Below are 10,871 nucleotides of genomic sequence, written 5' to 3' on the forward strand. Positions count from 1 at the left end.
GAACTCTATTTAATAACTTTTAATTACTAATTACCAGGGCTTGTTTGTTCCTTGCAATAACCAAGGTTTTGACCAGGCACTATTTTCATTGTCTGCCTGTGAATACGCTGTCTTTTCAATACGTTTCAAGGCCTCCTCGGCATTTTTTTTATTCACACTCATTTCGGTTTGCATATAAGGTACACGAACAGGAAGCTGTGTACGAATGGCTGCGGGGCCGGCCTTTAAAGCGGGGTACCCTGTGCGACGATAATCAAACCAGGACTGTGCGGCAGTTGACCAACTGGCGATCCATTTTTGTTCAATGATCTGCACTTGCGTATTTTCAAACGCCACACCTTTCTGACGGATATAGTTGGAATAGTCTGCGCCCTTTCCCCAGCTTGCCAACGATTCCTGTATAGCACGCTCATAATAGGTCTTGGCTGACTCAGGCAGCCCCCATCCTTTCCAGGCTGCTTCAGCCAAAATAAAACTAACTTCGGCAGCAGAAAGCAAGCGTGCTTTTAACAAACTTCCCTTCGCCGAACGATAGCTATCATTCAGGTAAGAAACATGCGGATTGATCGAGGTTTGCCCCGGTGTTGGATTGAGGTTGTAGGCTGAAGGGTTTTTAGATACACTTGGCGGCAGTCCAACATACTCTTTATCGGTATCCACGGGAACACCTTTGACGACATCTGGCGATACAATCCGAACACCATTAACGATCTTATCTGTACCTGCGGGCTCGTTGCTGCGGATCTCAATGGGTATGTCTACCTTTCTTGCCCAAACCGCCAAACGAGAGTCGCCAAGTTCCTGTAGCCGGTCGACCAGTGTTGCACACATTTTCATTCGTCTAAAATTACTTCCACTGGCATCATACACTGTATTTGACGGCCAGGAGTCATTTGCATTATTTCCAACAAAATCCATCAATACATCATCAGTAGTACTCGTAATAATTGGAAATTTATCGGGATTGGCAACAATACTTTCAATCCCCTGTTTGGCAAAGTCAGCAGACTTTGCTGAAATGCGCATATAATACCGTAATGCCAAAGAATTGGCAAAACGACGCCATTTGGAAGCCTTTCCGCCAAAGTAAACATCCGCATTCGCCAGCACCTCATAAGAACCATCGGGGCGGGATAGAAGTTCATTGGCTTGTTTCAACTCGTCGATAATTCCCTTATAGATTATTTCCTGACTATCGTATTTCGGAAAATTATATACAGCATCTCCCAGTTCCGCTTTTAAGGCATCGGTATAAGGAGCGTCTCCCCAGAGATCAGTCACCAATCCGAATAAGTAAGCGCGCATCACCAGCGAAACTCCTTTATGAAAATCCAAGCCTAATTTCTCCGCGCGTTTACGCATAAGCTCATTGTCACGTAAAAAGCCATAATAAGCATCCCAGCTCAGAATCCCTCCTGTCCATTCGTAGTCATTATGTGAATTGAACCATGCATCAAATTGGGTGTGCTGCATAACTCCGCCAAGATCTGAGAAACTCAATTCGTTGTATTTTTTCGCTGTTCCTGTCAATATCGTCGGCAATAACAGATTGGGATTGGCATCTTCCTCACTTACACCGTTCGGATTGATATTAAGTTCGGTCAGATCTTTACAAGCTGAAATATTCCATACCATCCCAAGGCCTACTGCAGCCATGATGAATCTCTTCAACTGATTTTTCATTTATGTCGTATATTAAAATGTCACATTTACTTTAAATCCAATAGGCATTGACCAAGGGGTAACGTTGTAGCGCTCAATCCCCTGTTTAAATCCAACGCCAGTTTCTGGCTGGAAGGCCATTTCCGGATCTATACCTACTTTCGCTTTGGTCCATAAGATCAGGTTACGGGTATAGACTCCCACACTGCCATTCTCTATTCCGAGACGTTTCAGCCATTTTCCTGATAAATCGTAGCTAAAGGACAGTTCCCGAAGCTTGATAAAAGAAGCATCAAATGTCGCTGCATTCATAAAATCCCAAGGGTAATTGTCTGAATAAGCGATATATTTTGTTCCTTCACCACCAAGATTCTCTGTATAACCTGTGATATTACCTTTATCATCATATTGTGCGATAACACCTGGATTAAACACCCCAAAATTGCCAACAAGACCACCCACACTGATCGGATAACCACCATACTCTTCGCCTGGTCCTCCAACAATGGGATACCTATTACCTTGCACGCGAACAAGATTGTTATCGACCAAATAATTGCGCAGCGTTTCGCCTGTCATTCCATTAGGATTGATCATCTGATCAAGAAAACGTTGCGTGGTTAGATTCGATTCGAAATAGCGATAGGTCTGCGACATAAATTTCCCGCCAAAACGCATATCTGCGGCAATATTCATCGTCCATTTTTTATAGCGAAGACTTGACTGTAATCCCATCGTGAAATCGGGATTGAAGTTTCCGATTTTGTTGCGACTATTGTTAATCCGTACAGCCTGCCAAGAACCATTCTTATTGAGAATAGGAAAACCATAATACGGCGACGATTGATCCTCCACGGTCACTAACTTGGAATCGTACAGATCCCCGATCTCTTCCCCGACATAGGTACGTGCCCCACCCCGACCATCGGTCCAAAAGGTATAAAATTCTACACCATCAGAAAGCTCATCGATACGGGTACGATTGCGATGCCAGTTGACACCAACGTCCCAGGACCAATTTTCCTTGGCAATAGGTCGCCCGGAAACAGCAAGTTCAATACCGCGGCTGCTTAACAGTCCGGCGTTGATATTTTTAGAATTGAAACCACTTGATCCGGGAAGTGTTGTTGAAATAATTTGGTTTTTGTTCTCCAGCTTATAGTAGGTTCCTTCAAACTTCAGTCGATTATTCCACATGCCTAGATCCAAGCCAAATTCGTAAGATGTGGCAATTTCGGGCTTCAGATTAGGAACCAAGAGTGATCCCGAACGTGTTAGCCGCAATACGTCGCCCCAGCTACCGGGATTACTCAGTACATTGGAAAGATTATAGGGATAAGTATCATTTCCTACACGTGCAATACCCGCTCTCAGTTTTGCCAAATTGATCGTTTTAGGCAGAGAAAACACCTGGTTAGCCAACACACTTAGGGATGCCGAAGGATAGAAATAGGATCGATTGTTCACAGGTAAGGTACTGGACCAGTCATTGCGCCCAGTCACATCTAAATAAACCATATCCCTGTAACTTAGATTGATCAGTCCATAAACACTGTTTATGGCTCTTTCAGAAATTGTACTGTAGAAATCCAAATTTAATGGACTGATATTGGCCAATGTGTAGAGTCCCGGCGTGATTAATCCAGCGCCATTCTTTGAGGTATTTTGCACGGATTTACCACGATTATACCGCAAATTTCCACCCAGTGATCCTGTGATCTGAAAGTCGCTCATCTTCTTTGTATATGCCGTCAGAAAGTCGATATTCTGTTCCATATTCATCAGATTAACAATCCCATAAGCACCTCTGGGTTCGTTCGTATAACTGTAAGGGATTTTTGTTTCCCTATTTTCCCAATAAATATCCGTTGCGTACCGTATCATGGCCGTCCAATCTTTTTTGATGGTCCAATCTAACCGTAAGTTTCCAAAGACGCGGTCTCTTGTAAAAGCATTATTCACTCCATAAGCAAGGAAATACGGGTTATTGTGGTTGCCAATAGACTGTGAACGCTGTTGGATCTGCTCCTGCCCTGGCAACCAATAATCCTGCAAGTCCAGAATATTGATGTGAGGTGCAACTTCATAGGCCGCTTGCATCGGATTGGTTCCCCGATTTCCTGCAGGTCTATTGTTGGAGTTATTTCTGCTGGCATCTAGCGAGAGCCCCAATGTCAAACTATTGCGAAGGCGCATGGTCGAATTGATATTCAAGGTGTTTCTGAACAGATCCGAATTGGGGATAACACCCTTATTGGCCATATTGGAATACGAGAAACGATAGTCCAATTTTTCGCTTCTGTTGCTGAGGGAAATCCCATTGGTACTTGTGACCCCGGTCTGGACAAAGTTTTTAATGTTATTTGGGTACGCTTTTAGTTCCGTAGGAATGGGCTTACCGTTCTCGTCAAGCGGACTATTCCATTGGACAGCTTTATACCCCTTATCCAGTGCAGGGCCTACCATAACACTAGACTCCTCCTCAATAACTAAATTGCCGGGCAGGTCGCCTGGTCGCCATGGCAAGGTACCGCTTGCAAATTTGTTATGCAATTCAATAAATTTATACGGGATATCAAATACTGTGTTACTAGTCACAGCAATGGTCATCTTCTCCGCATTCTTACCACTTTTGGTTGTGATCAGCACTACACCATTACCTGCACGTGAGCCGTAAAGCGCAGCTGCACTTGGCCCCTTCAAGATGGAAATATTTTCAATATCTTCGGGATTGATATTGGCAATTGCATTACCATAATCCACTTTGTTGTCGTCACCGATCTGACCAACATTATTTAAACTATTCATCAAGGGCACTCCATCTACGACAAATAGCGGCTGGTTGTCTGTACTTAGCGATGATGCCCCCCGAATCACCATATTCACGCTGGAACCGGTGGGTCCTGTAGAACTAATCGAAACCCCGGGTACTCTACCTGCCATACCAACCAGAAAGTTATCATTATTGACCCGATTGATATCCTCGCCCTTAATTTTACCGACAGCATAACCGAGGGAACGATCCTGCCGTTTGATGCCCAATGCAGTCACGACCACTTCATCCAATTCGTTGTCATCTTCGTTTAAGACCACCTGACGTATACCTGCTGTGCTGGCATCGAGCTTGAGATCGTTCAACTCTTTTTTTTCATAGCCAACATGGCTTATCAGTACATCATATACGCCGGCAGCTAGTCGAATAGTCACTTCACCTTTGGCATTTGACAAGGCGCTCTGTCCAGTCAGTGGAATATGCACGGAAGCTCCCCCAATAGGTTGTTTTGTACGATCGACAAGCTGCAATTTCAAGTCATAAGATTCCTGTTTACCCGTATTTTTTACAAGGACAATACCCCCTGACACTCTTTTTGACTTAATGTTGGTCCCGTTCAGGATATAGGCAAGGACTTCCTCGAAGCTCGCATTCTGGAATTTTTTTTCGGCAATTAAAATCCGATCTAATTGGAGCATACTCCGATCGTAGCCGATCGCTTGACCTGTTTGTTTTGACAACTGCAGTACCGCCTGCGCGGCGTTACCACTAGACAAATGAATATTGATATTATCCCAGTAAGTGCGATTGATCTTTTCCAATCCCTCAGCATGGCTATTGGTTACAGCACAAGAGACCATAGCGCAGATGGCAAGCTTTGTCGCAAGGCCGGTAAGCTTAATTATTTTATACATATATTTGTATGAATGTTTTAAACATGAATATTCAGGTGCTCACTGGTCGATTTAGCGGTTTGCCAGCTGAGCACTTTTCTTGGGCAGATAAATTATGCTGTTCTACCCCCTACAGCTTATTTGTATAAGATTATTTCATTTTTCTCCCTCCTAAATTTGATTTGATGAATATTGCAAACGATATTCAGCACCTGGTCTAATGACTGTACATGTGGTATCATAAGCGAATAATTGAATGGATCTGTATTCAGATTTTCGGTAAGCAACACAACACCGAAGCGGTTATAGATTATTTCTTTCAGTTCCTTGAAGCTGATGTTATTCAATTGCATACCTCCTTGTGTCCAAAGGCTGATGTAAGCTGGATCGCTATCGAAAGTTTTAAAATCATTTTTAACTACGCTATACCGGACGGCCTTACCTGCTGTAAGGATATGGTTTGCTCCATTTTTTGCATTTAGAACACTCACCCGCCCAGTTTTAACTTCGACCGTCACATGTTTAGTAGACATCGAATTGTTGACGTTGAATGATGTTCCTAGGACTGCAACAGAAACGCTACCTGTTTCTATCTCAAATGGGTGTAAAGTATCCCGTCTGACCCGAAAGAATGCTTCCCCTCGATCTAAAAAGAATTTTCTATTTGATGCAAAATTCTTACGATCGTAGCGGATACGTGTATTTCCGTTTAAAAAAATAGATGTGCCATCAGGTAACTGAATTTCTTTCAATTCGCCCGCATTCGTAACCGTTTCCGTCAGTAATGCGACCGCTTCTGTCCGCTTCCGAGAAAGCGACATCGGGTTGTGCTGTAAAAATAGCAGACTGATGCCTCCTAGGACCAAAATAGCCGCTGCTGCTGAAAGCCAAGAGAATTTTCTGACCGGTATGTTGGCCACCTTCTTTGCCCTCGCAGGTGCTTCAGCTATTCCTACACGAATAAATAATTCTTGTTTGATTTTTTCCCGATGATTTGCATCGCTAAAGGGATTAATATCATCGTTTGAAATAGACTCGTACCAGTCGTCAACATGACCTTTTTCCTCCTCAGTCAATTTTCCTCCGAGATAATCTGTTATGATAAGTTTAAAGCGTTCTAAATTCACCTGCATTAATTTTTATACTAATACAGATCAAAACGGGCAAAGTACTTTAATTAAATATGTTCTTTATATTAAATAATCATAAAGGAGATAGCTTCCTGCGAGCAATAAAAATACAGAATCGTGGTCCGCAAACCTTCTTGTCAATTCGTACCGCATAATCTTTTTGGCCTCTGACAGGTAGTTCTTAACGGTCTGTTCAGCCAGATTGAGTTCCTTGGCAATTTGTGTTATTGAATAATTGTCAGAACGCATTAAGTAGACTGCTTTCATCAATCTAGGTAATTTGTCTATCGAATCATCCACAATAGCCTCCAGCGCCTTATACCTGGCAAAGGCCTGGCTATCCAAATTGGAAAAAGCGTCCATACGTTCCATTGATTTCTCCAAGACCTGTTTTCGTACACGCTCCGAGGCGTAGTAATTCAGTATTTTGTTTTTGAGGGCTTTGTGGAAATAGAATTTTATATCGGAGTATTCAGTACTCACGAGCGATCGTTTTTCCCAGATATGGATGAATACTTCCTGCACAAGATCCTTAGCCTGATCCTCTTCCCGAAGATGACGAAAAGCGACGGTGTATAGATCCTCCCAATACCGCTCAAAGAAATGGGCAAAGGCAATGGGGTCACCTTCTTTAAAACGCAACACATAGTGGTTATCTACATTGGCTTCGGTAGTTTTCACCTAACAAAGATAGGTTCGTCAGATTATCAAAATGTTAATTTTTCGGGAAGCTTTTATTTGAATACGCTCTATTATTTGAATGAACTGCGCTACTCGAATGAACTGCGCCATTTGAATACACTCCGCTTAGTCTTTGTAAAAAACCATCCCAGGAATTGTTAATAAACATGTTAACTTTCTAGTATAGAGCAGATCTTTTGTTAAAAACGTAGCGGACGTCCTATTTTTTTACATTTAGGCATTTAGGACAAAAACAGTTCAGCTAAAATGTTAATAACAATATTAATTAACTTGTAATCAGCAACCTTTATGTTAATAACTACTTATCAGTAAAACCTATAAAATTTCATGTAATGACATGTGAATTTAAGTTGAATCATACATATTCGCGGCGTGAAAAACAAAAAATTAGGTAAAAGCTAAGGGTAAATTGAAAGTCGGCTGTCATAAAGATAAAAACTAATCTTTTATGAAACTATCGCCAATCTTACTTATTGGATTATCGCTTCAAGCAGGGTTTACATTCGCCCAGCAACCAGCAGCGCCAAAGCAAAAAAATCAGGTTGTGACCGAAACTGTCAAAGGAACCGTGATAGATAAAAATACCAGATTACCGCTTACAGGTGCCACAATTGTCATTTCATCCAGTGATGGAACAAAGTCTGTAAGTACAGACGCACAGGGCATATTTCGGCTGCAGCAAGTTCCGGTTGGGCGTCAACAGCTTCAAGTTCGCATGGCCGGATATAAACCAGAAGAATTTACAGAATTACTGATCACCAGTGGACGGGAGAATATGGTCAATGTGGAAATGGAGCCGCAAATAAATGCATTAACTGAAGCTGTCGTCTATGCCAATGCCGGAAAACAACCGCTCAACCAGATGGCAATGACGAGTGGACGCTCTTTTTCGCCGGAAGAGACCAACCGCTATGCTGGCGCCTTTTTTGATCCCGCCCGTATGGCACAGAGTTTTCCAGGTGTTGCTGCCGGCGGCGATGACAATGAAATTATTGTCCGCGGAAATTCCCCCAAAAGCTTGCAATGGCGGCTTGAAGGTATCGAAATTGTAAATCCCAATCATTTTGGAGCCGAAGGCGCTGCAGGCGGCGGTATCAGTATGCTCAATACCATGGTATTGGGAAAATCTGATTTCTATACTGGTGGACTTGCCGCGGAATACAGCAATGCAACGGCAGGTGTTTTTGATCTTAGGTTCCGTAAGGGAAATACCGACAAACGCGAATACACATTCAACGTCGGAGTCCTGGGCGTAGGAGCAACGTTAGAAGGGCCTTTCAAAAAAGGAAGTGACGCTTCCTATTTGATTAGTTACCGCTATTCTTCATTGAGTCTACTGGAAAAAGTAGGTGTAAAAGTTTCAGACACTGGCGTCCCAAAATATCAGGACCTTTCTTTTAATTTTGTATTTCCCACAAAAAAAGCCGGAACCTTTTCCTTATTCGGTATAGGCGGTTTGGGGAAACTTCAACAAACTGCCGAGCGTAATTACGAAAAATGGGACGAACGAACAGACGCCCAAGATCTAAACTTAAAGTTCAACGCGGGGAGTGCTGGACTAAAACATCAATACATTGCAAACGACAGATTATATTTCACCAATATTGTTTCCATGTCCCTTAGCCGTAATTCCAATAGCACTGATACATTAACACGGGACTATGTTTCCAGCCTCTATCACAAGGACAAATTTACGAATACGGCTCTTCGCTATGCGGGTACGCTAAACTATCGCGCCAACAGTAAAAACACGATTAGAGCGGGCTTAAATGCAAGTTTATTACACTATGACCTCTATGCGCTGTCCTACGACACCGAGCTAGCAGCATTGAAAGAGCGGATTAATGAGACTGGGAATACAAGTACTTATGATGCTTTTGCACAGTTAAAAACAGTTTTGAACGACAAACTAACGCTAAATACAGGAGTACATGCAAATTACTTCGCCTTGAGCAAGAGCTGGTCTATCGAGCCAAGGCTTGGCCTAAACTGGCGTGTAGCCGCAGATCAAACGATATCTTTTGGGACTGGTCTATATAACCGACTGGAGCCCTTGGTCTACTATTTTGCTAAAAATAGCGATCAAACAAGCCTAGAGCCAAACAAGCCTCTTTCGCCAACGAAATCTGCTCAGGCTGTTATTGGCTATGAAAAGAACCTAAGCAGAACACTCCGGTTTAAGACAGAACTCTATTATCAGCATCTTTATGATGTCCCAGTATCTACAGATTCCGACATCAACTTCTCCTTACTCAATGTATCGGATATTGCAGCTATTGGTACATCAAACTACCGTCAGCTTATCAATAAAGGAACCGGCAAAAATTACGGCATTGAGCTGACGCTTGAGAAGTCGTTAAGTAAGGGGTATTACTTCATGGCAACGACCTCCTTCTTTGATTCTAAATTCAAAGCACGCAATGGCAAAGAATACAACACCACATTCAATACGCGTTATGTAGGAAATTTATTGATGGGGAAAGAATGGACCGTGGGAAAGAGTAAAAATAATCTGTTCGGTCTTAATGCCAAATTAATTTATGCCGGAGGAAGAAAGTACTCTCCTGTTCTGGAAGAAGAATCGCTTCGTTTAGACGAAGAAGTTATTGATCAAGATCGCATCAATACCCTGACTGCCGATCCCTACGTACGTGTTGATTTCTCATCGAGCTATCGGGTTAACCGCAAAAAAGTAAGCCATCTTTTTATTTTGGATATTCAGAATCTCCTTAATAGAGAAAACACTGTGGGTATGCACTACAATTTCAGCAAACGTATCATTGAACCTCAAAAATGGACTGGTATCATTCCGACCATTAACTACCGGATTGAATTCTAATGCCCAATAGTAGCAAGTACAACGGAAAGATTTATTTCCAATCGTTTGTCTCCAGACACTAGGCGCTGAAGACAAACGATTGGATTAATGAGACAAGCTCATGCTTCCAACAATACGCTTATTTATTCACTGTTTTTAAGTTACTAAAACCGATAGCCAACTGAAATACCCAAGGAGCGATTACGTATAGCATTCCCGGATTTATAATCCCCCCATTTGGATTCTAAATTGGCAATTCCTTTCTGAAATTCTATGCCGACAAGATAATGTTCCCTAAAAAGATAGTTTACTTTTGCACGAGCGCCATAATCAAAAGGTCTCCCAAGTGTATAATCCCCATACTCACCTTCACTCGAATCATTTTTGAACTTGATATCTCCCTTGTTATCAATTGCAATATCGTCTAGGTAAACAGATTCCGAAGTTTTCCATTTCCCGCCCAATCCATAACCGATATAAGGGCCTATACCGACCTCAAACTTACCTGTACCGATCGTAGCATTAAAGACAACATCGATAGGCATTTCGATATAAGACGTATTCGCTTTAAAATCTTTACCCCAGCCTATAAAACTCCCATCTTTTCGTTTAAAGCCCCGTTTAGCAAATACAAATGCGGGTTCTAAAGAGAAATTCTCACTGAGGCGTAATGTGGGACCGAGTCCCAAATACAGGCCTCCAACCGCGGCCGTGTTGGCCTTATCGCCCGCTTTATTTTTAGCATCCACATTTGAAAAGGCGACTCCGGCTTTTACATTCCATTTTGTCTGTGCATAGCCAGCATATGCTCCAAGTGACAGACACAACAATAACGCGGTTTTTTTGATATTCATCATACGAAAAGAAATAGGTTTACATAATTTCCTTATTAA

At 42.4% G+C, this 10,871-nt stretch carries 6 protein-coding genes; 1 reads left to right on the forward strand and 5 read right to left on the reverse strand.

From position 1 onward, the window contains the following. Window positions 1–30: 30 nt before the first annotated feature. The 4 genes from A9970_RS18575 to A9970_RS18590 form a co-directional block, all read right to left on the reverse strand. Window positions 31–1,683: a SusD/RagB family nutrient-binding outer membrane lipoprotein gene (locus A9970_RS18575; RefSeq protein WP_182983313.1), complete on the reverse strand. Its 1,653-nt coding sequence runs from the start codon at window positions 1,681–1,683 to the stop codon at window positions 31–33. Between the two features lie 12 nt (window positions 1,684–1,695). Continuing rightward, entirely contained in the window at window positions 1,696–5,349 is a 3,654-nt protein-coding gene (locus A9970_RS18580) for a SusC/RagA family TonB-linked outer membrane protein (protein ID WP_220801651.1), read from the reverse strand. Between the two features lie 116 nt (window positions 5,350–5,465). After that, window positions 5,466–6,455: a FecR family protein gene (locus A9970_RS18585; protein WP_158638904.1), complete on the reverse strand. Its 990-nt coding sequence runs from the start codon at window positions 6,453–6,455 to the stop codon at window positions 5,466–5,468. A gap of 63 nt (window positions 6,456–6,518) precedes the next feature. Further along, a complete protein-coding gene (locus tag A9970_RS18590; protein WP_075991019.1) occupies window positions 6,519–7,139 on the reverse strand; it encodes an RNA polymerase sigma factor in 621 nt (206 codons plus the stop codon). Between the two features lie 469 nt (window positions 7,140–7,608). Here A9970_RS18590 and A9970_RS18595 point away from each other — a divergent pair, with 469 nt between their 5' ends. Further along, the gene (locus A9970_RS18595) at window positions 7,609–9,999 is read left to right on the forward strand and encodes a TonB-dependent receptor (protein WP_182983314.1); all 2,391 of its coding nucleotides are present in this window, start codon (window positions 7,609–7,611) and stop codon (window positions 9,997–9,999) included. A 143-nt stretch (window positions 10,000–10,142) separates the two neighbouring features. Here A9970_RS18595 and A9970_RS18600 read toward each other — a convergent pair whose 3' ends face one another. Further along, window positions 10,143–10,835, reverse strand: a complete 693-nt coding sequence (locus A9970_RS18600) for an outer membrane beta-barrel protein (RefSeq protein ID WP_182983315.1) — start codon at window positions 10,833–10,835, stop codon at window positions 10,143–10,145. Window positions 10,836–10,871: the final 36 nt, after the last annotated feature.

The organism is Sphingobacterium sp. UME9 (assembly GCF_014170215.1).
GTDB lineage: Bacteria > Bacteroidota > Bacteroidia > Sphingobacteriales > Sphingobacteriaceae > Sphingobacterium > Sphingobacterium paramultivorum.

What these genes read in the sequence shown, in the direction of transcription:
- A9970_RS18575 (WP_182983313.1), bottom strand. Translation starts at nt 1,683, where the DNA reads ATGAAAAATCAGTTGAAGAGATTCATCATGGCTGCAGTAGGCCTTGGG.
- A9970_RS18580 (WP_220801651.1), bottom strand. Translation starts at nt 5,349, where the DNA reads ATGTATAAAATAATTAAGCTTACCGGCCTTGCGACAAAGCTTGCCATC.
- A9970_RS18595 (WP_182983314.1), top strand. Translation starts at nt 7,609, where the DNA reads ATGAAACTATCGCCAATCTTACTTATTGGATTATCGCTTCAAGCAGGG.
- A9970_RS18600 (WP_182983315.1), bottom strand. Translation starts at nt 10,835, where the DNA reads ATGATGAATATCAAAAAAACCGCGTTATTGTTGTGTCTGTCACTTGGA.